Origin of the sequence: Odoribacter sp. AF15-53, from assembly GCF_003479425.1 — a bacterium.
Classification (GTDB): domain Bacteria; phylum Bacteroidota; class Bacteroidia; order Bacteroidales; family Marinifilaceae; genus Butyricimonas.
This window is the reverse complement of the sequence record NZ_QUHC01000003.1, coordinates 222,780-247,102: the sequence shown is the minus strand read 5'-3', so window position 1 is coordinate 247,102 and position 24,323 is coordinate 222,780. Positions and strand designations below refer to the sequence as shown.

Here is a 24,323-nt window from a genome sequence, read left to right as displayed (position 1 = left end):
TGAAATTTCCGTTTTTTTCTCATAACTTTGTTTAGCTTATTATTAAATTAATACAAGTGTTAGCTGAGGGGCTAACAGGTAAGGGGATGTGAGGGCATCTCCTTATTTTATTGACTCACGTAAATTGTATTCTCCGCATAAGTGAAATGAATTCCTTTCGTCGTCTGGAGATGTTCCAGTATCGTACGTACTTCCGCGTACCGGTTGGAATGAAGATAAAAGCGGACATCTTTCAGTGAGGGCTGAGTGTACACCACCTTAAAATCATACCAACGAGACAATTGCCGGAAAATATCTTCCAGCCGCTCGTCATTCGCGATAATTTTACCTTCTTTCCAAGCGAGAACCGCCTGAACATCGGCTTGATGCGTTTCCAGCTTCCCGGAAACACGATCGAATATAGATTGACGTGAGGGCGTCAACGTGATATTCTTACCCACTTCCGGAAATTCCTGCCTGATTTTTCCCGTAACAAGCGTGGAGACAACCATATTCTCGTCATTGTAAGCCTTTATATTAAAACTCGTTCCGAGAACCCGCAAATCCATCGCCTCCGTGTTCACGATGAAAGGAGCACGTTCATCATGTTCTACCTCGAAATAAGCCTCCCCCTCCAAGTAAACTCGTCGTTCATCCCCCGAAAAAGTTTCAGGATATTTCAACGAACTCCCCGCGTTCAACCACACCCGGCTCCCATCCGCCAAGACAAGATTGAACTCGCATCCCCGCGGAACAACAAGAGTATTGTACTCCACTTGCCCGGCCTCCGGGTCAGACTTTGCCACGTATTCCAATCTCCCGGAATCAGCCAGTTGAATATCAACCCTTTGCGTGGAACGAATGATCTCCATGTTTCGAGGGGAAACCGGGATCTCCTTCCCATCAGCCAATTTCAGAATCGGCACGTTTGCCGCAGGAACAGAAACAAGAGTCAAAGCGGCAGACCCCGTCGACCGATACGGCCAGTTCCAAATCGTTAACCCGGTCACCACGATCACGGCAATCACGGCTGCATACCTCATAAATCCAACCCGCCAGCGATGACGACGCACCCGGTCCACAACCCGTTTTCGAGCCATCTCGTCATCTATTGCTTCCCATCGTTCCGTCCAACGGATCAAATGATACTGCTTCACCCGCTCCTTGAAAATCCGTTGAGCATCCGCATCCCCATCAAGCCACTCGTTGAACTCCCGTTCCTCCGCTTTGCTTAATTCTCCCGAAAGATACTCCCGGATTCGTATTTCTTTTTCATTTTTATCCATCATGTCATATCTGTCTTCATATTTCATAAGACAAACACGGGAATTGAAAAATGGGTGAATAACTCTTGAAAGTTTTTTCAAAAATTATTTCTCTCCACGAAAAAAAACAGTAAAAGGGAATCAGGGAATTGTTGACGCAATTGTTTTAAACCACCGTTTAACAGAGTCTTCACGGTATTCACGGAGACGCCCAATTCTTCGGCCGTCTCCTTGTATTTTTTTCCTTCAACAACAATAGCCTCTACCACCATCCGAGTCTTCCGCGGCAACTCCTCAATCGCTTGCCGAATAGCCTTGATTAATTCCTGGGAAACGGTCATCGCCTCCTCCTCCACGGCATCATACCTCAGAAATTCAGCTTGCGCAAATTCCTTCTGGTCCCGAATCTTGTTTAAACAAGCGTTTTTCACGCATCGGAACAAATAAGTACTCAAAGCCTCCGGTGTCAACTGTCGATAAGCGTTATTCTTGATAAAATGGTAAAACACCTCCTGCACGATATCCTCCGGGAAACTGCAATCATCAAGCATCGAGCCGGAAAACAGCACCAACGGTTTATAATAGCGTTGGAATAGCAATTTCCCCCCCTCGTTCATATCCCTTTGAAAGGCAATTAATATCTCCGAATCGGACACACTCATTTCATCCTATTTTCCATTTAATGATACAAAGATAAAAATTAATCCAGAAAACCGATATCACACTACTCACGTTTTCCTTTCCTCTTGATCGGCAACCTCGGGAAAAGTTTTCTGAAACGAACCAGATAGATCGTGACATTACTTCCCGCGATAATAAGAGTTACCGCCGAAATGATCATGGCGATCCCGCAAATTAACCGGAGAGTCAAAGATTCCCCGAAAACCGTTACCCCGAAGAAAACAGCCGTTAAAGGTTCCAAGGCTCCGAGGATAGCCGTGGGAGTCGAACCGATGTATTGAATGGCCTGCGTGGTACAAAGAAACGACACGGCCGTCGGGAAGACCGCAAGAGCAATGATATTACCCCACAAATACCAAGTATCGACCACGTGCAGGCTTGCCCCGAAATCCACCCGGACAAAAAACAGCATCACACCGAAAACCAACACGTAGAACGTCAGCTTAAGCGTCGCAATATCCTTCAGAACGGGACGATTCACACTTACAATATAAATCGCGTAAGAAAGGGCCGAAACCACAACCAGAAGTATTCCCGTCAAACTCAACGTTGATCCGTCCTCTCCCTTATAAAGCAAACCTATCCCCCCCAACGCCAACAAAATACACAAAATCGTTTGCATCGTCAGTTTCTCCTTGAAAAAGAGCGCCATGATCACAGCCACCATGATCGGGTAAACGAACAGCAACGTAGACGCAATTCCGGCCTCCATGTAATTATAACTCTGGAACAGGGTCAACGAAGAGAGTGCCACCAGTAATCCCATGATCATCAACGGGAGAATCTCCTTGCGCTTCAATTTAAAATCACGTCCCCTCGCCTTGATCATGATCCCCAATACCGGGATAGCGAATAAATATCTCAAAAATAAAACCGAATCCGGATTCATACCCGCCTCGTACAAGGGAAGGGCAAACAAAGGATTCATCCCGTAAGTCGCTGCCGCGATTACTCCCAAAACATATCCTGTCGTTTTTGTATTCATAATTATCACATTTGGCCGTCAAAGGTAAACCATTTATTCTTACCTGATTCGTGGATTCAAGTAAATTTACAACCGCACCAGACTTGACAACTCGATACCGGTCACGGGTAAGTGTAACGACAGTCACACTATTTGAATTTATAACTTTCATCTACAGGGCAATGCCATTATATTACCACGTGACAAGTATTTCGGGATTCATCCCGAAATAAAACTGATTCAAAACCATGTATTGATTCGAGTTATTTCAACGACTTCTTCAACGTGGCGATAGCCATATACATGTGTGACCGAACCGTGTTCACGGAAACATTCAATTCATCAGCCACATCCGTCAAAATCAAGGAAAAATCGCATCCTTTCGGGACAAACAATCTATTTAACCGAATTTCTTTCGCTGCCATGTTTTCAAGCTCGCCCGTAATGATACTATCCGTAGTTCTCCCTTTTCCTTCCACGATTAAAGATTTTACATCCAGGGTCAACGTTTTTCCATCGGCATATTCAAGGGTGACTTTTTTCGGTTCCTGTTTCCGGGCGACCGGAATAACTTCCATTTCAGAAGAAGGAAAAAGCAGGAACGATATTCCTACCGCAAATAATAACATGGCAGCAACACTGGCAATGGAGAAAAAAAGCATTTTTCGACTCCGTGATCGCTTATTTTTCTTCCGCAATTCCTGCCATTTCTCTTCAACCCGGATCGTTCCGACCAGTTCCAACTCGTCCACATGCTCACGAGAGAATTGTAACTTCTTGGCCATATCGCGGTATTCTGGAAACTCACGCAACAACAAATCCAGCTCTTCCCGTTCATTTTCAGACAATTCGTCTTGAAATGCCAATGCCAATAACTCCAATAGTCTCTTTTCCATTTCTGATATTTTATAGACATAACACACGTGTTGAAAAAATCATTAGTACTTTTTACTATTTTAACAAAAAACTACTATCTTTAGACCACAAAATATCAAATCTCATACAAAATGAAAAAACTATTTTCCACGATTATTTGTTGTTTAATCTGTTCCACAGCTTTCATGCAAGTAAAGCCGGAATGGCAAGATGAGACCACACCCTTTGTCGGGAAAGAGTATCCGAGAACGGCATTCATGACTTACAGCGATGTCAGTAAAGCCCGGAACAACGACTTTAGTACATCAGCCAATTACAAATCTTTAAACGGGAAATGGAAATTCAACTGGGTACCCACATACAAAAAGCGCCCAGTAAATTTTTATACAACAGATTTTGACGATTCTTCTTGGGGAGAAATCGAGGTTCCGGCCAACTGGGAAACCAACGGTTACGGGGTCGCGCTCTACACGAACCACCCTTATGAATTTTGTCCCCGTAACCCGCAACCTCCCCTTTTGCCGGAAGAGAACCCCGTGGGTTCTTACCGGAGATATATCGAGATCCCAGAACAATGGAACGGGAAGGAAATTTTCCTGCATATCGGGGCAGTAAAATCCGGTTGTTATCTCTACGTGAACGGAAAAAAAGTCGGGTATGGCGAAGATTCAAAAGCTGCAGTCGAGTACAATATTACCCGCTACCTGAAACCGGGACGCAACTTGATTGCCCTCGAAGTATACCGCTGGACTACGGGAAGCTACTTGGAATGCCAAGACTTCTGGCGGATCAGCGGGATCGAACGAGACGTTTACCTGTTCGCCCAGTCGCCCGTGTATCTTCGGGATTTCGCAATCCGTCAAGACTTGGACAACACGTATAAAAACGGGATTTTCGGGCTGGATTTATGTCTAACAAACGCCAATCCACAGCAACCGGGACAGGTCACTGTATCCTATCAACTGGAAAATCCCTCGGGCACACGCGTGGCGGAAGGGAATCGCACGATTAAAATAGATTCGACAAGAACCGTTCATTTCGACGCAGAAATACCTCAAGTTGTAGCATGGACGGCCGAAACCCCAAACTTGTATCAACTTTTTATCCGTATTGAGCAACCGGGAAAAACGGCCGAAATTATTCCTTTCCGGGTAGGCTTCCGCAAACTGGAAATCCGAGGTAATCAATTCCTGGTAAACGGTCGTGCCGTACTGATCAAGGGAACTAATTACCACGAACATAACGAACAGACAGGACACGTGCTTAGCGAAGCGGATATGCGTAAAGATTTCGACAACATGAAACGACATAATATCAACGCCATACGTTGTTGTCACTACCCGCAACAAAGGCGGTTCTATGAACTTTGCGACGAGTACGGATTTTATGTATGCAACGAGGCGAATATCGAATCTCACGGCATGGGATACGACCTTCGCAAAGGCCGCACGCTAGGAAATAATCCCACGTGGCTGAACGCTCACATGGATCGAACTATGAACATGTACGAAACCTCGAAAAATTATCCTTGTATCACGTTCTGGTCACTAGGAAACGAGGCCGGAAACGGGTACAATTTTTACATGACTTACAACTGGTTGAAATCGCAAGATACCACCCGCCCCGTGCAATACGAAAGAGCTTTGCTCGAATGGAACACGGATATTTATTGCCCGCAATACCCGGGGCTGGACGCACTCGAAAGATGGGGAAACTCGCAAACGGATCGACCTTACATCATGTCAGAATACGCTCATGCCATGGGAAATAGCACGGGTAATTTCATGGATCTCTGGGATGCGATCTATCGCTATCCCAACCTGCAAGGTGGTTTTATCTGGGACTGGATCGATCAAGGGTTATTGATAAAAGACGAGAACGGTGTTCCCTTCTGGGCTTATGGCGGAGATTTCGGAAAAGACGCTCCCTCGGACGGGAATTTCTTGTGCAACGGATTAGTAGGTCCCGATCGGGAACCGCATCCCGGCCTTACCGAAGTGAAAAAAGCGTACCAATACGTGTGGTTCCAACCTGTCGATTTGAAGAAGGGAATCCTCCGGGTGGATAACCGGTACGATTTCACGAACCTGAATCAATACACGATCGAATATGTCATACTGGCCAACACGGAAACCGTACACACCGGAACACTACCCACGGTGAATCTGGCCCCCGGGGAAAACAGGCAACTCACGATTCCCCTGCGGAATATAAGGAATAAACCCGGGACCGAGTATTTCCTGAATATTCACGTGAAAACCAAACAAGCCACCGTTTCTATCCCGGCAGGGTATATCGTGGCCTCCGAACAATTCAAACTCCCGGAATACACGCCGAACCCGGTGTTCCGGGCTACCCCGGAGAAAACACTCTCCATGGAAGAGAAGGGATCGGATATTCACATCTCCGGCCCGGCAGTAGATTTTGTTTTCAACAAGCAAAAAGGGTACGTAACCTCATACCAGGTGAACGGCATCCAATACATAGCCGAAGATTTCGGTTTCCAACCCAATTTCTGGCGAGGCCCAACGGATAACGATTACGGGAACGGTATGCCCAATCGCATGCAAGGCTGGAAACAGGCAAGCAAGAATTTCAAGATTGCAGGCATCAGAACATCCGCTTCCACGACCAGCACGAACCTGACAATTACTTACAGATTGCAGGAGACGGGAAGCAGATATCATGTATCGTACACGCTTTACCCGTCAGGAATGCTTCACATTGCCTGTCACCTGGAAGCACAGCCGAACGCCCCGGAACTTCCCCGTATCGGAGCCCGCTTCAGAATCCCGGCTGACATGAACCAACTCGAGTATTTCGGACGAGGCCCAGAGGAGAATTATTGTGACCGCAAGAACGGAACACTGGTCGGGTACTACAAGAGTACGGCCGAACAGCAGTACGTGCCTTACGTGCGTCCACAAGAGAACGGGCACAAGACGGACGTGCGCTGGTTAGCACTCATGGATAAAACCGGAAAAGGGTTATTACTCGTTGCCGACTCGAACTTCATGGAGTTCAACGTTTCCCGTAACCGGGTTGAAGATTTCGATTCGGAAGAATCCAACCGGGCGTATCAATGGCAAAATTTCACGAAAGACGAGTCTCACGATCCGGATAAAGCCAAAAATCGTAAACCCAAACAGACACATATCAACGACATCTATCCCCGGAATTTCGTGGAAGTATGCGTGGATCACCGGATGATGGGTGTTGCCGGAGATGATAGTTGGGGATCACAACCCTACCCGCAATACAGACTTCCGGCAGATCGAGATTACGATTGGAATTTCACGGTTATTCCGATCAAGAATAACCTAGAAATTTATAATCATCTGGCTTATCAATATCTACAATAGAAAAATATGCTGGGATTAATCAAGTAATCCCAGCATATTTTTTACACGTCATTGAGTAACAAACGAGCAATTTGTATATTTTTCATCCATAGAAACCAATAAAATTGATTCCCCAATCTATTTTTCAAAAAATGAATAGCCTCTTTTTTATACTCATGCACGACATGCTCGTCAAGAGATAACGATTCAGCAATTTCATCGTCATTCTTACCTAACACGTATAACGCAAATATTTCCCGGTTACGTTCTGGTAATTCTTGTATAGCTACATATAATTCCCGGTAGATTTCTTCCCGTATCAAAATAAATGTCCTTTCTTTCTCTTCTTCTGGTTGGCGATAAAATCTCTTTGTCTACCCCTATATCGGTTTGATGACAAATATAAAACATTCTATCCAAGATTCAAAATAGGGAAATACTAGGAGTCACACATCCCGGATAATAGATTTTATCACTCCGGGAAACAATAAATTCCAAGAAACAAGAAAATGATCGTGAGATAACTTCATTGATTTCATGAATTTTAGATCACAAACACATCACGCTACAAACTAAAGAGAGTGTGTTAAAAGCCCGAAATTCTTTTACCACACTCTCTTCATAAACAATTAAAACAATACTTCTTTATTTTTCAATGTCTTATAAATTTTAACATCCACACATTTTCACTTACATATCCTCAATATTATTTCAATAACCGTTCCTTTATGATTTGCTCGTATTTCACTGGGTCTGCACCAATTTCAACAATCGGTTTCCCGTTCACGGGTAAAAAGAATAGGGTCGGTAGAGCATTTATATGAAACATATTACACAATTCTTTTTCCTTGTCAGCATTTACTTTCAGAAAGATTACCTGATCTTTATATTTTTCAGCAAATTGTTCCATCACGGGAAGTAATTTCTTGCAAGGGCCACACCAGGAAGCCCAAAAATCAATGACTACCGGCTTATCTCCTTTGAAAATAAAATCCGTCCCCTTCTTGTAATCATGGATATTCTCTCGGAAATAAACGCCCGTAATCTCGTTTAATTTACCGGGTTCCACAACCACCTGACTCTCGATGGCATCATCTTTCACTTCCACAAGATCAAAGGGTTGAAAATAGATCGTTTGACGCAGGTAATCAACAGAAAGAATTCCATGTTTTAACAAATCAGTACCCACAACAGAGCGTACAAGAGAACTATTCATCGGGATTTTTACTTCTTTGAAAGACTTCTTCGCAAAATCACATTGCCCTACTACTTTCACCGGGCTTGATACCAAGATTTTATCATAACCGTTATAAACCGACACGGCTTCGCTGTCCTTCCCGTTTAACCCAGCAAAATCAACTTCACACAACTCCACCAAACCCCGATTCCACGTATCCAACATACAGGAAAAAGTCATCCCGTCAATCGTCACCGGACATTCCATCCCCACTCCTTGTAACAATTTGGCATTGGCACGATGATCGAGTTTCATGTAAGCGGGGCGATAAGGTTGAGACATCGTAATCTTTTTCCGACGGGAATCAATCGTCAAAACCACCCCCTTGAAAAGAGAGCCTCCCACGATCCCGGCAACTCCCAACTCTCGCAAATAGGGTTCATCATTCAATACAAAAGTGGCAACTCCATTACCAAAAGCACTATTCCCGAAAGAAAGAGAATTTATAGACACTACTTTAGAAGTCGGCACTTTCTTAAATTGAAAGTCAGAATAGGGAAGCTTACCTTCACTCTCCGGATCAATACCTAATTTTTCCACGTACTCGGGAAGAACTGCCGTTTGTCCGGCCAGATCCAACACGAAATCAGCCTCTACACCATTGGCAATACAAGTTATAATTATTTTTCCGTCTATTTCCCGATAATCCCTTACTTCGGAAACGGTATTTTTGGTCTGAGCCCATGACATCAAAGGCATTAACGTCACCAAGAGCCATACAAATAATCTTGTCTTCATTTTTTCGTTTAAATTTTAATAAACAATCACTTTCTCTCCCAGCCGGGTTTGAATCGTTAATCTTGTTTTCTTTTTTGCTTTCAACTCCGGTATTCCGTTCAGGATACTCTCGCAAAAATCATATCTCCCAACAGGTTTCCCGTTGATTTTAATCACCTTATCACCCATCTCCACCACATCTTTCATTGCTCCCCACACGGCAGCAACCACAAGATCTCCGTCCTTCACCTGTAACCCCACGTCATGAGATCTCTCCATGAAATCATTCTCCGGCTTATACGGCTCGAAATAAAAGCGGGCACGGGGATAATCAAGTGTCACCTTACCATAATCCAATAATTTCACCCCTAATAACGTGTAAGGTGGTGTGGCAGTCTCCGCAATAACATTCCTGAACTTCGTTCCCCCGATCGACAACAAAGGGAAACTTACCCGTTGTGCAACTTTCGTTGCAGAGGCCCCCCCCACGCTGATAGACCCCACGGTGCTTCCCTCAGACTGGAATTCGAAAGCCGAACCGGATTTCAATGCTTCGAAATCACTCTTTTTTAATGAAAGGAATCTCGGACACCCCGTGTCAAACAGACAAACAATATTATGTCCACTTCCCGCTTGAATCGATATGATTGGCATTCCTGCCTGCGTGAAATTAGCCATTTTCCGAAGTGATATCGCTGATTCTTTCTCCGCCGTGGTGATTGTTACCGTCTTTTTCTTGCCGTCAATAACCACGATCAGTTGTTTAAATAAATCGCTTCCGATCAACCCGTCAACGGGAAAACAAGCCAAAGGTGACGGCTCCGGTAACGTCATTGCAGCCACACTCTTGAATCTAAACACATCATCGGGAGTTTGTATTTCATCAATCCAAACCAACGGATAGGAAGCCTTGTGACCATTCGCATCCGTGACTGACAACGAATCCCTTACCTTCAATCCTAACTCCCGGCAAAGTTCACTAGTCAACGTGGTGCGAGAAGCCCCCGTATCGAAAATGAAAGAACGAAGTGTTCCATTCAATTTCATTTCCACGATCATCTTTCCCCCGACTAACCGATACGGCAGTTCAGCCTGATGTTGCTGGGCCATAGCCGGAAATGTCATCACGCAGAATAATACGATGATTACCCAATATCTCATATCTCCCTGATTTATTTACTATTCAGTTTATCCGCAGCCTTAATCGCTTCCAAGGCATTCACGATACCACCGGACAAACACAATTGCTCAAAAAGATACATATCCACGACGTTTTTTCCATTCCTCGAAATATTTTTCTCCAATTCCACGCCTTTCCTGGAAGTTACTGTTTCCAACAGGATATTACGAATCTGACTACCGGTCAATTTCGGGTAATAGGTTTTAATTAACGCTGCAACCCCGGCTACCGTAGCCGAAGCCATTGGAACTCCATTTCCGAGTTGATAGGTATCTCCGGTGCAAGTTGAAAACACCTGCATCCCTGGTGCGTAAATATCCAATTCCTTTGCCCCGAAGTTTGAATTCACGGACGGCATTCCGTTTTTATCGGACATCCCTACCGTCATCAGGTTGGTAAACTCTTTTCCCCCGTCCATCCAACGATTCGGGAAAAACGTACTCTCACTCAAATCACGGGACATCTCGTGAACCGGAACAATAACTAATACCCCCTTCTCTTCAGCATAACGAATCGCCTCGCTCATCCATACCTTCTGGCTCTCCGGATAAAACGAATTTTGCTGCGGCAACACCACGACAGAAGCCCCGTGATCCACAGCATAACGGATCGCCAAAGCCATATCTTTCAAATAAGGTTCTCCTCCCCCGGCTTCTACCACCAATGTCATGATTTCCGCTTTGTCTGCAATCGGGTTATTGCGTCCTTCCACACCGCGTTGTCCGGCAATAACACCAGCGATCATGGTCCCGATTTTAGCATCTGCCGTCAACAACACGTTATTCCCGTATTTATTATCATTTATATCCAAATAATTGTCCCCGACAATCTCTTGACGTCCGTCAACCCCGTACCTTTCCAAAGCCCGGTCATATTTCTTTTTCAAATCCGTTATATAGCTCTCGGCTAAAAAAGCATTCCGATTCGATTCCCAAGTGCTATCCTTTATCATCCCTGCTCTCATTTGCAATGCGGCCAATAATACGGAACGACTTGTCAAATCCGGGGATGTTTTAGGTCGACACGCTTCCATAATATCCATAATGGAGAACTTTTTCTTATCGGGAAAAGCTGCCCGAACCTCTTGATCAAACAATCTCATATAATATTGAGAATTGTATCCCGAATTCACGGCTCCATTAGCCTGTAACAAACGAGATTCCTCCCGGACCATGGTATTAAAATAATTAAACTCATCCATGTTTTCAGGAGCGGCACACTCTTTTCTCTCGCCCTCGGTATAGGTATAGTATTTATCCCCATCTTTCATAATGTCCCCATATTTATCTTTCAACCGGAGAAACTCGCGTTCCCCCTCCCGATTCACCAATGACATTACTCTTCCATCTTTTCCCCCGATAAAATTCCAACCATTCACGTCGTCCACGTATCCATTTTTATCATTATCCTTTCCGTCCGGTTTTTCTTTTGGATTCTTCCATACATTTGCTTTTAATGCCTCGTGTTCGAGGTCCACGCCGGTTCCAATAAGCGCAACTATCGGTCTTACTTTTGCTTTTTTCCCCTTCAAAAACTCGTAAGCATCATTCACACAAGCTCCGTACACTCCATCCTTTTCAAAAGAACTATTAACCCAGTCCCGATCTGACTGTTTTTTCTCTTCAACTTTCGCTTTTTGCTTCACTAATTGAGCCTTTGCCATACCGCCGATAACGACAAACACGCTAATCATCAAGATTGTAAAATACTTTTTCATCATTACAGTTTATTATTTTTTATACAAAACGAACTCTATTTCAATTGAAAATTGAAAATAAAGAATTGAAAATCCCCTAAACCCAAAACTTTTAAATAATTTCAATCGTCTTGTGCGACAGAAATTTAAAATCAATTTGTTTTTCTGGCTTTTTCTATTGCTTCTTTTATTTCCTCACCTCTTAAATCACGGGCAATAAGTTTACCGTCTTTACCAATCAGAACGATAAAAGGAATCTGGTAGAAACCGTAGGCAGATTGTATTACATTTTGTTTATTTCCTTTCGTGAATCCCTCGCTATTCCACAAAGAAATCCAAGGCAGTTTATCCTCCTCGACCATTCTTCGCCAATCCTTTTCCCGGTTATCTAATGATACGGTGATAATCAGCAGATCATCCCCTTTTAATTCATCATAAATTGATACCAGCTTTTTCGCTTCCGCCCGACAGCCTCCACACCAAGAAGCAGAAAAATCAAGCAACACGAATTTTCCCCGGAAATCAGTCAAGCTCACATTCTTTCCATCCATATCCACGAAAGTAAAATTATAAGCTTCCTGACCTAACGCATACTTCGCCCGATTAGCGACCTCTCGCACCAAGAATTTCACGACCTCAGCTTCCCGTTTATCCTCCGGAATTCGATCTAAAATCCCTTTGTAAGTCTCGTAATCCAATCCTAGAAGTGACTTTTTCTCGTGTACTAAAGTAGCACGTACAACCGGATTCAACGTGGCATCATTCTCGGCATAACTTTTAAATATATCTCGTCTAAACCTTTTTCCATCCTCCCAACATGCCCCCTCAATCTCCAGATATTTCAGGTGTTGATCGATCCCCTCAAATTCCAAGGTACTATTATCAGGCTGTAGATCATCCAAGAAGCCATTGATCTTCACCGGAGTATCCGAAAGAATAATTCTTTCCGTATAATCTCCGAAATGAACAACATACAGATCATTTTTAATATGTATCGGTTTTGTTTTAAACTCTTTACCACTCTTTACCGGACATGCTACGATCACATTCCCGGCAAGATCACTCACCTTTATTGTCAACGGACGTAGCGTCCGCAGTTTCCCTTCAAGGGAAAACTGCGCTGAAACGCTTAACGTCAACAACATGAATAAACTTAATACGAACAATTTCATAAACACCCTTTTAATCTTCTTTTATTACAGGCCACTCGGCCATTTTGGTTATATCCCAATCGTACTTACTTTGCATATATTTCACCGTAATATCATAATACTTGATAATCAACGGATATTTATCCTGCGGGTATTTAATCAACACGGAATCCCGCGTATAACGCAAACCCAATTGCAGGTAATTGATAAAAGTAGACTTAGCAGTCAATGTGCCCGAAGGATTTGATAAATTATAAGCCGTCTTTATCATATTCCCGGGATACCCAAGTTTCATGAAATAATTGTCAGCAGAGGAAACGGTACTGTATTTTTTCGAGTAATCGAAATCCCCTCCCGATTGAAATTCTGCCGGGACCACGACCTTATTTTTATTAACGATCTTTACCATGATATTTTGCAAAATAACAGTACGTCGCATTTTGTACTCCCACGGAGTTTTCGGCAAATCATAAGGTTTGAATGGCCTTATGATCAAACCATTTCCATAATCCAAATAGGCAAGATTTTCTTCCTTTGCCCGAAAAGAAAATGCCCAAAAATCCAATCCGTCCCAATAACAAGTTAAAGGAACAAAACCACCAGTATAAGAACCCAACTGACGAAGATCATCCACCAAATAAATGTAATTAGGTAACACCCCCTTACATAATTCCGGTTTTAGGAAACCGAATACATGATTCTTGAAAAAATCCGTGTAAAACACCGCATACTCGTCATTCAACGCTTCTCCGCGATATTTTATCGTATATGTCCCCGACCATGCTTGGTTCAAATCCAAGGTATCGAAAGCCGTGTATATAGGAATTGTTCCAAAAGTATTCGCAATTTCCTCCAAATCCTGATCCCAAGGATTATTTCCTTGCGGAAATTCAAAACGACTGATACTAGAAGCATCTTCGCTCCGGGGATATAATTTCTTTTCATCGTCACAAGCAACAAGAATTGCGAGCAAAAATATCAAACTAAAAATATACCTGTATTTCATAATCCTTCGTTTTATTGTAATGTCTTCGTTGTTGTCAATTTATTCTGGTTCAATGCCGAATTACGATTTATCACCTCGGTAGGGATTGGCAATGTATATGCGGCATCCTTTTCCTCGATCACGTAACTTCCCAAATTGTCACCATACTCAACCCAGCGATGCTCGAAACTCGGCATCCCGTAACGGCGTAAATCGAACCATCGTTGCCCCTCGAAACAAAGTTCTCGGCGACGTTCTTCTCGAATAAAGTTCAACAAACTTTCACCAGAATAGTGTACCTCATAATCCGCACCTTCTGCATATCGTTTCTCACGCAACTCATTTATCATCTTTAACGCCAACACTTCATCCGTGGCATACACGGCCTCCGCCAAAATCAGGTAAGCCTCGGATAGACGAAAAGACATTCCGTATTCCGTACCAGATTTTACCTTGTTATTATATTGCATAACACATTTACTCCACGGGAGATAATGTCCCTCGGCAAACTTAAGTTCTTCAGGTTTTGCGCCTAGGGGTCCCCGTAACTCTTCCACGAGATACAACGTTTTCCGCAAATCCTCCTCATCTTCGTAACAAGTAATTAAATCCCGGGAAGCATTTACAAAATAGGCATACGTGGTTCCGTTCTCCATTTTGTCCTGAGCACCAATAATTCCATTAAAATCAGCCGCATTCCCGTATACCCAGATGGTTTCCGGATTATCCAACGAGACATAGCTAGGATAAGAAGCATTCTTTCCGACAACAATTGTCGTATCCTTCTTGAATGATGTTAAATCATATAACTCGTATCCCCAGTTATCAATTACCTTTTTCGCATATTTGGCAGCTCCTTCCATATCTTCCATGTACAAACACACGCGAGCATGAAGCAATTGCACGGCAGGTAAATTAATCCGATAACCGACTTTACCCTGCCGATCAGCCGATAAAGCTAGAAAATTCTCTTCCGCCGCATTCAAATCCTTAACGATCTGCTCGTACACCTTGGCAACTGTCTCCCGTTTCTCGGAACTACTCGATAAGCTACTTGTTAACTTCAAAGGAACTCCATCAGCATCTTTATTATAATTGTACGGTTCACCGAAAAGATTCACTAAATTAAAATAGAAGAAAGCACGCAATGCATAAGCTTGGGCTGCCACGTAGGCTTTGTCCTCGATAGAACCCTTCACATCATCTAAATAATCCAATGCGGCATTCGTCCCCAAAATATGTTGATAATAGGTGCTCCATTGCAAAACAGCAGATTGTCCTGGATACAAATCAAACATTTGAGGATCCCATGAATAAATATACTGCAAACCGATAATACCATAAGAAGAAGTTTGCAAAATAAAATCCTCACTCATCTCAATATCATCATCAAAAGCATTGTGAAGATTGAACAAACAACTGGAAGTTGCTAGTGGATAAGCATCCCCCAATAACATCTCGTTCAATGCATCGACACTTTCCGGTACATATTCACTCGGTGAATTCGGCTCCAGAAAACTCGAACAGGCACATAAACTCGTGAGCAAAATCATATTAAATAATATCTTTTTCATACATCGAAGTATTTAAAAACCAACATTAATTCCTATCGAATAAGTCTTCGGCATCACCCGATCCGGCATCTCCGGATCAAATCCGTTATATCGTTTGGAAGCGATAACAAACAAGTTATTCACAGATGCCGTTAGCGTTAAACTATTTAACCCGGCCTTTTTCGCCATTTCATTATTCAACCTCCAACTCAGGTTCACCCCCCGACAACGCAGGAATGACCGTGGAACAGTCAACGCATCCGAGTTAGCATAAGCGTTAAAAAGCTTGTAACTAGCATCTATCGGTATAGCCATCGTGTAATCCTGTCCCCCGATCACGAATCCCGGAATACTCGTGTGAGCCTCATCCCCCGGCTGTTGCCATCGTTTCAATAAATCCCGATTAAGGTTCTTATCCGCATCCGGCATATAAATCCCATGCTCCAAATCACTATACGGAGACTTCAACCGAGCAACTCCTCCTAGCAATAAAGAAAATGACGTCCCCAACGTAAAAGAACGATAACGGATATTCAAATTCACCCCTCCTGTAAAATAGGGATCTTTCTGCCCGGAATATTTCAAGAAACTGGTCATATCCCCATTGTACTCCTCTTTCGACATAATACGATTGAACATCGGACGACCATTCTCAGGATTCAAACCGGCAAAATCAAATGACCACATACTTCCCAACGGATACCCCTTTTTCAAAATCCGTTCACTATCTCCATTCAGAAACGAGCCCAAACTTGCTACTTCTTTATCTACCTTCCCTCCAGAATTCCAGTTCTTGGAAGAATTCACACTCATATTGATTCCGAAATTCTTCGTGTTTACTGGGGTAAAAGAAATCGTGAACTCGATACCTTTGTTATAGATAATACCGCCATTGACAGACATCGTGTTCTTCCCATTTTCATAAGGAATATCCTTGGAAATAATAGCATTGGAACGTCGGATATAATAATCAACATTGGCATTCACCTTATTAAAGAATTGCAAATCCAAACCGAAATTCCACGAATGCGTACGTTCCCAAGAAAGATTCGGGTTAGGAATAGAATTAATGGTCGAATAATACTCGTTGAACATACCCAGCACACCCTTTTGATTCAAAATCAAATCCGGGCTGAGGTTCGTCAAAGCATTTCCTTGAATACCCCACGTGGCTTTCAAATTGACGTTTGTCAACACTAATTGATTCCGCATAAATGCCTCCTCACTCATCCGCCAGGATATCCCAAAAGAATAAGTCGGGTCGAAACGTTTATTCGTGTTCTGCCCGAAACGATTGGATGCATCGTTACGCACATTGAAATTAAAAACATACCTGTTTTTCAATGAATAAGCCAATGTTGCAAAAACAGAGAAGAAATTATCCGTCTTTTCACTTAAGGCACTTCTACCATTATACAAATCTTCAAATACCCCGAAACCATTCATAACCGCACCACCACCCACGGGAACAAAATCATCTGGTAGTGTAGGACGAACAACCAAATTACCTCGGTCGGGTACGTATCCATAACGCATGTTTTGGTCATTCTTGTTTTTAGTTGAACGGGTTTCTATTGCCACCATAGCATTCAACCGATGATTCTCGTTAAACGACTTCGAGAACATCAATTTATTCTGAACATTATACGAGGACACCGTGGCGGCAGAACTGAACAAAGTTCCCCCGAACGGAAGAAGTGCTGCGCTAAACCACGGATCCTCGGCATCCACGGAACCGTAATCATATCCCCGGTATTGTTCTGCAATAGCAGTAGAACGCTCCAATGCCCAAGACTCGCTATTCGTGGTATTGTACGAGTACCCTCCGGTAAACTGATAAGTCAGCCAACTCCATATTTTCCATTGAAAATCAAAACTCAATCTTAAACTACCCGTGTTCACCTCTGAACCCGTGTTCTCCAACTCGTTCAACACGTTATAACCTATAGACTCCACTTCTTTATTATATTTGTAATCGAGTTTTTTCCGATAATAAGAATAACTTCCGTCTTCATTGAATGCCGCAATAGAACGGCTTGTCGTCAAAGCATAGTTCAAAGGATTAACACCATTAAATCCTTTATTCGTTCCGGTAGTCCCATTTATCGTAAAATTTGCTCGAATATTATCACGCAAATTCAATGTTATGGCAGCCCGACCGGTCAAACGCTCGGAACTATTTCCCTTCTCCTGACCATCATTTGAATTATACCCCACGGAAAGGGCGTAATTTATCCTATCCGACGCCCCGGTAACACTCACGTTATGATTGTGTCCAAAAGAAGTTTGGGTTAATAAATCCAACCAATCCGTATTCACCGTCTCCAGGTGATTATGCGTCTGGATAAATTCGTCTGCAGTGATTTCACCATCCTGAAACATCTTCAAAGCCCCCTCATAAGTAGTAACTTGTTTTATCGGATCAAATTTATACCTCATCCCCGCAGCAAATGCATCCTCGCTGAATTTGACTCGTTCCTGCGAATTCATCAAGTTAAAATCCTTGTACCTCGGACGAGGAGCGATCGAAAAATTACCGGAATAATTAATAGACATACGTCCCATTTTCCCTTTTTTCGTCGTAACCACGATAACACCGTTTGAAGCCCGGGAACCGTATATTGCCGTGGCAGAAGCATCTTTCAACACAGTAATCGTCTCAATATCATTCGGATTTAACCAAGAAACCTGATTCCCAATAATCTCCCGCATATCCTGCGCCATGTTAGAACTGGCATTAATGGAAATCGGATCATCCTGAATAATTCCATCCACCACCCAAATAGGATCTTGATTACCTAGTAACGTGGAAGTTCCCCGAATCTGAATCTTCGGACTGGAACCCGCACGAGCACTGGAATTCAACACGATCATTCCCGGCACCTGTCCCTGTAACATCTGGTCGATATTGGCATAGGCGGGCATCATGATATCTTCCGCCTTTACCGTCGTGTAGGACCCCACCATATCCCTACGATTCACGCTCTGATACCCGGTACTCACCACGGTCACCTCGTCCATTTCGTTCACCGTTTCTCTCAGTACCACGTTAATCGTGTCCTGTCCCGTATACTTCACCTGACGGGCTTCCATTCCCACGAAAGAATATATCAGGATAAGCTCCTTCATTTCCGGTAATCTCAACACGTAGTTCCCGTTTTTATCCGTTGCCGTTCCGACGGTTAATCCTTTAACCATAACGGTCACACCCGGCATCGGTTGTTTTCGTTCATCCGTCACTTTTCCTGAAATCTTGATTTCTTTTTTTTGTTGAGTCATCGCCAATTTACGAATCGCCACGACCTTATCAACAATCTCGTAATCAAATCCATTCTGGCGTAACACAATATCCAGAATTTCTTTCAATGTTACATTCGTCAATTCCAAGTTCTTCACCCTCGTATCTCCTAAAATCTCCGTCCGGTAAACGAATTCATAATCCGAATTACTTTTCAGGAATTCCAGCACGTTTCCAAGCATCTCGTCATGGAAATTTACACTCATCTTCTGATCCTGTGAATATCCCATCGCACTTACAGAACCGAAAGCACACAACAGAATAAAGATTTTTAATGTCATAACTAACAGAATTTTTCGCAATCTTCTCCCACGAAGATTACCCTTCATACTCTTTTTTTTCATACATTTGTAAAGTATTACATTAAACATGCATCTGCGACCAACAGATGTTTGTAAAGGGGGAATCGACCAAATTCCCCTTTTTTATTTATTGATAAACAGTTATAATTTTATTTTTAACATTAAATTTCACGTCCCCCGTTTTTTCCAATATATTTAAAATCGACTCGAAAGAAGCGTAACGGGGAATTTTCCCCTTAAAAGTAGCCCCTCTCAACGATATGTTCTGATAGAAAACCGTAAAGTCATACCAACGAGCCAACTTCGACATGATCTCTTCCAAAGTATGATCCTCCAACACGAACATCCCGTTTCGCCAACTTACCACCTCATCCACGTTCACTTTACGAGTATACACATTCTTGTCACTGACCACGGATTGCATTCCCGGGTCAAGCACTACGATTTTCCCCTCGACATCAACTTTGACTTTCCCGTTTACTAAAGTTGTATAAACATTTACCTCTCCCGGATAGGCATCCACGTTAAATTCTGTGCCTAATACCTCTACCGTCTGCCCCTTCGCAACTACCCGGAAAGGTCTCTTTTCATCTCTCACGACCTTAAAATATCCTTCTCCTTCCAGTTCCACTTCTCGTTGATCCTTCCCGAAAGCTACCGGATACTTCAATTTAGAATCGGCATTCAACCAAACCTGCGTTCCGTCAGCCAGCACCAGATCAAACTCGGCCCCCTTGGGAACCACGATCGTGTTATAAGCCAATTTCATTTCCGCACCCGTATTTTCAGCCATGTAAGAAAGGGTCGATCCTCCGGCTTTCTTCACCAAAACCCCGGCCTCCTCAAAATTTCCTTCCAGGGTATCCAACAACATCGTCTTTCCATTATCTAGTTTTAACACAGGCCGTTGAGGTTTCATCAAGGCGATCGATTCTTGTGCCGGAACAATCCGTTCATTCGATCTCTCAAATAAATACAAACTACTTAGTGCGGCCACGACCACCACGGCAGCCGCAACACTCCAACGCAATACACGTAATCTCAATCCTTTTCGATGTTTATACGCTATCCGCTTTTCCATTTCCTGCAAAGCACTCTCACGATCAACACTCTTGAATTTCTCATAACCCACTTCCAAAAAATCCTCATTTTGCCAACGATCATACAACACTTGATTTTCCGGACTTGCCTCCTTCCATGCTTCCAACTCCCGAAGTTCATCCCCGGTAATCTGTCCTACCCGTTGTCGGACTAACAATCCGGCTATTCGATACCATTCCTTCATTTCATGTGTCATAATACGGTCATTTTTCAAAATTTCCCCTATAACGCAATCCCGTCAAAAAGGGGTAATTAAAAAGTGAACTTTTTTCAAGAAAAATACTAGAGCCCTGAAAACAAGAACATAAATAAAGACGGATCCAAACGTTCCCGTAAAAAATCCAAGGCTGTTGCCTTATATTTCTTCACGGAGCTATCCGATAATTCCAACTTTTCAGCAATCTCCGTGTTCTTCAATCCCTCTATGAAACTCATTTCGAAAACGACTCTCGCTTTTTCAGGTAGTTTCTCAATCGCACTATACAACAACGTTTGAGCTTCCTGATCAATAACAGAATCACGGAAAAAAGAGTCGTTTTCCAATTGTTGCACATAACGTTCCCGGGCTGAATTTTTCCGGTGGATACTGACAATTTCGTTTTTAATTGAAGTATAAAGAAAAGATTTAAACGTGTAAATTGACTCGAACTTATCCCTCCGTTCCCAGGCACTAAAAACAGCGTTCTGCACGCAATCCTCGGCCAAAAACTCGTTCTCCTCCCCCAGATATTTCAAGGCATACAAAATCAATCCCGGGTATACATCCCGGTAGAAGGATTTCAATTTTCCTCGTTGAAAATCTGTTAATATCTGCGTTTTCCAATTCACACGTTACATTTTACCTTGCAATTATAAGGAAAAAATCACAAACCAAGTAGCGAATTATGCCAAAGGTAATAACAATTTCGATTTATAATTACTTAATAAACACGTTTCAGAAAAATAAAAAATTCTTAGTAAAAACAAGAAGCAAACAAATAGAAGTGAGGCACAAGACAGGTAACAAGTCCAGTACAACTCCCGAATAAGTACGGACTACCTCCGGACAGGACGGTTGCGGAACGATTGTTATCGTGGTTGCGTACTCTCGGGAACACTTTATTTTTTCCCGACCACCTTTCGTTCGGGATGAAAAATCAAAACAAGAGAGGCAGTTTTACACGAACCGCCTCTCCTTCTAACGACACACCGGTTGTTGGCCATTATATAATCACTTCACGATGATCGTGAAGCAATCGTTCACGTCGTGAGATCGCCCTTCATTTGTAAAGGTTAGCGAAATTTTATAACGTCCCACAGGAACTTCATTTTTTACAGGAACCTGAAACATCCCGTTCCCCCGGACAGAAAGACACGCTTTGAGTTTTTCCACGTCACCTTGTTCCGAAGTTATTGATTTTATAGTAACAATAATCGGGGGAGTTCCTTCGATCCCCTCGATGGCAGAACTAACCCACGGTTGATCACGTAACACCCTTTCATAATCCTCTCCTTCTCCTCCCAGCATAGTAGGAAAAATATTATACCTGTCGGCGATCTGTTCAGGAGTTAATCCCATACTTATATACATTTCATACCTAGGGTTAGGGACTTCGTGGGGAGGAGTCACGTCAAGGTCTTTTTTCACGACCATCGTGTCAATGCTATAACTTGCATATTCCGTGATCAGATAACCCACTGTTATATCCTGACAATTCATCATTACTATGCTCAAAAAACAGACGAGATATAGCGATATAATCTTCACTTTCATAATCTTTTTACTTAAATATTACCAAAATCATAGCCATAATTCAACGCATGGACAACACCATTAGACGGTTGAATATCAGGAGAAGCGAGCGGAACGTAAGTATCTGCTGTCCATGAAAAAAGATACATTGTTATCGCCCCGGCATCTGCAACACCAGCATAAGATTCTCTTTGCAGATAAGCAATAACACGATTCCCGTTCAAACAAGTGAAGTTTGTTCCTCCGTCTTGTTCTTCCTCGTTGATATAGTAGGACATATTCCTAAACCCGATGCTTTCTTTAAGGTGTTTTCCTTTCACCACGTGTTTCAATATAAATTCCCGGCATAATTTAACGGGAATATCTTCTACTTTTTCATAATAACTCTCGGCATCCCCCTTCTCCTGAGATTCCCACAGAAAGCGAAGGATAGAATAACTCGGAGGTGCGAAAAAAGTAATCTCGGGCAACGTATCCACGGTTCCTTCAAAAAGGTCTGTCAATCCGGCATGTTCTATCATTTCAACCGTTAACTCCCAATTATACTTGTCCGAACGCAAATATTCCATCATCGTTCCATCAAAATACGGGCTTGAAACTCCTGTATCAATTACCGTCTGCTTCGTGTCACATGCAGCAAGAACAAGCATGATCCCAATAAATAACAATATATTTTTCATGTTCAAATCTTTATACATTCATGAATTATTTACGATTATGCCAATACGTGTTTTGCCGTAACAAGGGATTCTGGCTGAATGCCTTTTTAGAAATCATACAAAAAAGGGCTCCATCTATAAGATCCTGATCCGTTAGCGTTCTGAACCCACCTTCTAATTCCGTACGCACGTAGCCATTCCGGATAATATCATAATAGCGTTGTCCTTCCATGATCAACTCTTTTTCCCGTTCTTTAAAGATAGCGTACCTCAGATCCCCGGCATACTCACTTGCATCGTATAGTTTTGCTTTCGAACGCTCTCGAATTTCATTCAAATCATCAATAGCACCAGCAATGTATTCACCTCCAAGCCGGGAACGGCATTCCGCTCTCAACAAATAAATATCGGCTAAACGCCACCAAACTCTATTTTGATTAATATTCAACGTCATTCCTTTATTCGGCCCGGAAGTTTCAACCATCGGTAATCGCCATTTATTCGGGAAAGCGTATCCCCCATATTCCGGTTTATCCATTTCATCCAATTTATAGAAAAAAGCATTTTTCCTTTCATCCGTACCCGAATACATCTCTCTTACCGTGGAGTTGTATATCCAAACTCCTATATATTTTATGAAAGAAGCCGGGAATTCAGCCCGCAAAGGATAGCAATGATAAAAATAACCGGGTATCGAGAGCATGTCAGCCGCCCCGTTCATGTATCCCTCTTTTTCATTCCAGAAATCCTTGAATACCGTCTCGTATACACTTTCCTGACTATTAGCGACTAAAGCATCCGTGCATATAGCTTCCGCGTTGGGGACAAGATGATATGTCCCGGAACCGATCACCTGGCTACAGGCTTGTTCTGCACGTTCCCATAATAATCTCTCGTCATAGTCTTGATTCTTTGAATAATACTTCCCTCCTGCCTTCCACGCGCAAAGATGGGCAAGAAGAGCATTTGCCGCACCTTTACAGGGAGTTGATTTAAAACGAGGAGCATTTCCTTGCCAATCTGTTACCTTCTCGAATTCAGGCAACAAGTCTACCGCATTCTGCGCTTGTTCAATGGCATAATCTGCTACTTCCGTCCAATCAGATTTAGGGATTGGCAAAAATTCCACGTCATCCCGAATTAATATACAATCTCCCCAGATATGCAATAATTCAAGATAGGCCAACGCTTTATAAAAGTAAGCCTGTCCTTTATAAATGTCACGTCGTTCTTTTGAAATACCACTTCCATCCGCATTGTGCAGAACAACATTGGCAAAGGCTATTGTTTCATAAAACGGCTTCCAATTCAAATTAAGTATATATTCCGGACTGTTATTTTGAAGTATTTCCAAATACGTTCCTTTCATAACTTCATCTACATACCAACCTTTTTGCACTTGATTCCCCGGATCTTCACCCGTGAAATTACAAATCATGTATTTCACGGCATGATCCGTCGCGTTAAGAGCCGACTCAAAATCTTTGGGCGTGTTCAGCGCATTTTTAAACGTCAAAGAACTCTCCGGTTCAATATCTAACGCTTCTTTACATCCGATTTGGATGATCAGGAACGAAATAAAAACGAGTATCTTATATTTCATAAC

Annotated in this window: 18 protein-coding genes; 1 reads left to right on the top strand and 17 read right to left on the bottom strand. The window is 42.8% G+C overall.

Annotation, left to right across the window (positions count from 1 at the left end):
- Window positions 1-107 precede the first annotated feature (107 nt).
- The 4 genes from DWW52_RS09135 to DWW52_RS09120 all read right to left on the bottom strand — a co-directional run bounded on the left by DWW52_RS09135 (window position 108) and on the right by DWW52_RS09120 (window position 3,785).
- On the bottom strand, window positions 108-1,292 hold the full coding sequence (locus tag DWW52_RS09135) for a FecR domain-containing protein (protein ID WP_118715179.1): 1,185 nt from the start codon (window positions 1,290-1,292) through the stop codon (window positions 108-110).
- A gap of 50 nt (window positions 1,293-1,342) precedes the next feature.
- A complete protein-coding gene (locus tag DWW52_RS09130; RefSeq protein WP_118715178.1) occupies window positions 1,343-1,906 on the bottom strand; it encodes an RNA polymerase sigma factor in 564 nt (187 codons plus the stop codon).
- Between the two features lie 62 nt (window positions 1,907-1,968).
- Entirely contained in the window at window positions 1,969-2,910 is a 942-nt protein-coding gene (locus tag DWW52_RS09125; RefSeq protein ID WP_118715177.1) for a DMT family transporter, read from the bottom strand.
- Window positions 2,911-3,152: 242 nt separating this feature from the next.
- Window positions 3,153-3,785: a hypothetical protein gene (locus tag DWW52_RS09120; RefSeq protein ID WP_118715176.1), complete on the bottom strand. Its 633-nt coding sequence runs from the start codon at window positions 3,783-3,785 to the stop codon at window positions 3,153-3,155.
- A 111-nt stretch (window positions 3,786-3,896) separates the two neighbouring features.
- On the opposite strand from DWW52_RS09120, the gene DWW52_RS09115 reads away from it, so the two are divergent.
- Window positions 3,897-7,127, top strand: coding sequence for a glycoside hydrolase family 2 TIM barrel-domain containing protein (locus tag DWW52_RS09115; RefSeq protein ID WP_118715175.1), 3,231 nt, complete (start codon window positions 3,897-3,899; stop codon window positions 7,125-7,127).
- Between the two features lie 41 nt (window positions 7,128-7,168).
- Here the strand turns inward: DWW52_RS09115 and DWW52_RS09110 are convergent, their stop codons facing one another.
- The 13 genes from DWW52_RS09110 to DWW52_RS09050 form a co-directional block, all read right to left on the bottom strand.
- A complete protein-coding gene (locus tag DWW52_RS09110; RefSeq protein ID WP_158582536.1) occupies window positions 7,169-7,429 on the bottom strand; it encodes a sigma factor-like helix-turn-helix DNA-binding protein in 261 nt (86 codons plus the stop codon).
- Between the two features lie 383 nt (window positions 7,430-7,812).
- A complete protein-coding gene (locus DWW52_RS09105) occupies window positions 7,813-9,081 on the bottom strand; it encodes a thioredoxin domain-containing protein (protein WP_118715173.1) in 1,269 nt (422 codons plus the stop codon).
- Window positions 9,082-9,096: 15 nt separating this feature from the next.
- Window positions 9,097-10,221, bottom strand: coding sequence for an aspartyl protease family protein (locus DWW52_RS09100; protein ID WP_118715172.1), 1,125 nt, complete (start codon window positions 10,219-10,221; stop codon window positions 9,097-9,099).
- 11 nt (window positions 10,222-10,232) lie between these two features.
- The gene (locus DWW52_RS09095) at window positions 10,233-11,960 is read right to left on the bottom strand and encodes a S8 family serine peptidase (protein ID WP_370449495.1); all 1,728 of its coding nucleotides are present in this window, start codon (window positions 11,958-11,960) and stop codon (window positions 10,233-10,235) included.
- Between the two features lie 128 nt (window positions 11,961-12,088).
- Window positions 12,089-13,108, bottom strand: a complete 1,020-nt coding sequence (locus DWW52_RS09090; protein ID WP_118715171.1) for a TlpA disulfide reductase family protein — start codon at window positions 13,106-13,108, stop codon at window positions 12,089-12,091.
- A gap of 10 nt (window positions 13,109-13,118) precedes the next feature.
- Window positions 13,119-14,093, bottom strand: a complete 975-nt coding sequence (locus DWW52_RS09085; RefSeq protein ID WP_118715170.1) for a hypothetical protein — start codon at window positions 14,091-14,093, stop codon at window positions 13,119-13,121.
- Window positions 14,094-14,104: 11 nt separating this feature from the next.
- Window positions 14,105-15,646, bottom strand: coding sequence for a RagB/SusD family nutrient uptake outer membrane protein (locus DWW52_RS09080; RefSeq protein WP_118715169.1), 1,542 nt, complete (start codon window positions 15,644-15,646; stop codon window positions 14,105-14,107).
- A 12-nt stretch (window positions 15,647-15,658) separates the two neighbouring features.
- Complete coding sequence (locus DWW52_RS09075; RefSeq protein ID WP_233556794.1) at window positions 15,659-19,204, bottom strand: SusC/RagA family TonB-linked outer membrane protein; 3,546 nt, start codon at window positions 19,202-19,204, stop codon at window positions 15,659-15,661.
- A 148-nt stretch (window positions 19,205-19,352) separates the two neighbouring features.
- Window positions 19,353-20,522 (bottom strand): FecR family protein, encoded by a 1,170-nt coding sequence (locus DWW52_RS09070; protein ID WP_118715168.1) that lies wholly within the window; start codon window positions 20,520-20,522, stop codon window positions 19,353-19,355.
- Between the two features lie 86 nt (window positions 20,523-20,608).
- Window positions 20,609-21,154 carry an RNA polymerase sigma factor gene (locus tag DWW52_RS09065; RefSeq protein ID WP_118715167.1) on the bottom strand — a complete coding sequence of 182 codons (546 nt, stop codon included), beginning with the start codon at window positions 21,152-21,154 and terminating at the stop codon, window positions 20,609-20,611.
- Window positions 21,155-21,536: 382 nt separating this feature from the next.
- Window positions 21,537-22,079, bottom strand: a complete 543-nt coding sequence (locus DWW52_RS09060) for a hypothetical protein (protein WP_118715166.1) — start codon at window positions 22,077-22,079, stop codon at window positions 21,537-21,539.
- An 11-nt stretch (window positions 22,080-22,090) separates the two neighbouring features.
- A complete protein-coding gene (locus DWW52_RS09055; protein ID WP_118715345.1) occupies window positions 22,091-22,738 on the bottom strand; it encodes a membrane lipoprotein lipid attachment site-containing protein in 648 nt (215 codons plus the stop codon).
- Between the two features lie 25 nt (window positions 22,739-22,763).
- Window positions 22,764-24,320: a RagB/SusD family nutrient uptake outer membrane protein gene (locus DWW52_RS09050; protein ID WP_118715165.1), complete on the bottom strand. Its 1,557-nt coding sequence runs from the start codon at window positions 24,318-24,320 to the stop codon at window positions 22,764-22,766.
- Window positions 24,321-24,323: the final 3 nt, after the last annotated feature.

What these genes read in the sequence shown, in the direction of transcription:
- DWW52_RS09135 (WP_118715179.1), bottom strand. Translation starts at nt 1,292, where the DNA reads ATGAAATATGAAGACAGATATGACATGATGGATAAAAATGAAAAAGAA.
- DWW52_RS09120 (WP_118715176.1), bottom strand. Translation starts at nt 3,785, where the DNA reads ATGGAAAAGAGACTATTGGAGTTATTGGCATTGGCATTTCAAGACGAA.
- DWW52_RS09085 (WP_118715170.1), bottom strand. Translation starts at nt 14,093, where the DNA reads ATGAAATACAGGTATATTTTTAGTTTGATATTTTTGCTCGCAATTCTT.
- DWW52_RS09090 (WP_118715171.1), bottom strand. Translation starts at nt 13,108, where the DNA reads ATGAAATTGTTCGTATTAAGTTTATTCATGTTGTTGACGTTAAGCGTT.
- DWW52_RS09115 (WP_118715175.1), top strand. Translation starts at nt 3,897, where the DNA reads ATGAAAAAACTATTTTCCACGATTATTTGTTGTTTAATCTGTTCCACA.
- DWW52_RS09060 (WP_118715166.1), bottom strand. Translation starts at nt 22,079, where the DNA reads ATGAAAGTGAAGATTATATCGCTATATCTCGTCTGTTTTTTGAGCATA.
- DWW52_RS09105 (WP_118715173.1), bottom strand. Translation starts at nt 9,081, where the DNA reads ATGAAGACAAGATTATTTGTATGGCTCTTGGTGACGTTAATGCCTTTG.
- DWW52_RS09075 (WP_233556794.1), bottom strand. Translation starts at nt 19,204, where the DNA reads ATGACATTAAAAATCTTTATTCTGTTGTGTGCTTTCGGTTCTGTAAGT.
- DWW52_RS09100 (WP_118715172.1), bottom strand. Translation starts at nt 10,221, where the DNA reads ATGAGATATTGGGTAATCATCGTATTATTCTGCGTGATGACATTTCCG.
- DWW52_RS09080 (WP_118715169.1), bottom strand. Translation starts at nt 15,646, where the DNA reads ATGAAAAAGATATTATTTAATATGATTTTGCTCACGAGTTTATGTGCC.
- DWW52_RS09095 (WP_370449495.1), bottom strand. Translation starts at nt 11,960, where the DNA reads ATGATGAAAAAGTATTTTACAATCTTGATGATTAGCGTGTTTGTCGTT.
- DWW52_RS09055 (WP_118715345.1), bottom strand. Translation starts at nt 22,738, where the DNA reads ATGAAAAATATATTGTTATTTATTGGGATCATGCTTGTTCTTGCTGCA.
- DWW52_RS09070 (WP_118715168.1), bottom strand. Translation starts at nt 20,522, where the DNA reads ATGACACATGAAATGAAGGAATGGTATCGAATAGCCGGATTGTTAGTC.
- DWW52_RS09050 (WP_118715165.1), bottom strand. Translation starts at nt 24,320, where the DNA reads ATGAAATATAAGATACTCGTTTTTATTTCGTTCCTGATCATCCAAATC.
- DWW52_RS09125 (WP_118715177.1), bottom strand. Translation starts at nt 2,910, where the DNA reads ATGAATACAAAAACGACAGGATATGTTTTGGGAGTAATCGCGGCAGCG.
- DWW52_RS09130 (WP_118715178.1), bottom strand. Translation starts at nt 1,906, where the DNA reads ATGAGTGTGTCCGATTCGGAGATATTAATTGCCTTTCAAAGGGATATG.